Annotated in this window: 1 protein-coding gene; it reads right to left on the reverse strand. The window is 65.6% G+C overall.

Going from position 1 to position 401, the window contains the following annotated elements; genetic code table 11:
* Positions 1–355 (reverse strand): DUF72 domain-containing protein (locus OH705_RS26895; protein WP_267303390.1); only part of this gene is annotated, 355 nt, incomplete at its 3' end.
* Between the last annotated feature and the right edge of the window lie 46 nt (positions 356–401).

Consider the following 401-nt stretch of genomic DNA (forward strand, 5'->3'; position numbering starts at 1 on the left):
GCATGTCGAGCGCCAGGCTGGGAGGAAGCTGGAGCAGATAGCCGCCGAGCCGGTTTCCCAATCCCGCGGTCTCTTCCAGGAAGCGATCCAGCAACGGTCCGACGCCGCGCAGTCTGGCTTCGTGCGAGATCGTTCTGGGCAGCTTCACCGAAAAGCGGAACGTCCGCGGCACGGCGGCGGCCCAGCGCGCGTAGGTCTCCCTGCGGTGTGGCCGATAGAACGAGGTATTGATCTCCACGACCGGAAAACGCGTGGCGTACCGCATCAATGCGCTGTCGCCCTCGCCGAACAGAGCGGCGTGCGTGCGCGGTACCGACCAGCCTGCGCAGCCAACGACGGCACTCCGAGCGCCCATGGTCCCTCCGTCAACGACTCAACGTCAGTGAAATCGATCTGCGGTG

The organism is Pseudomonas sp. BJa3 (genome assembly GCF_026343815.1).
Classification (GTDB): Bacteria; Pseudomonadota; Gammaproteobacteria; order Pseudomonadales; family Pseudomonadaceae; genus Aquipseudomonas; species Aquipseudomonas soli.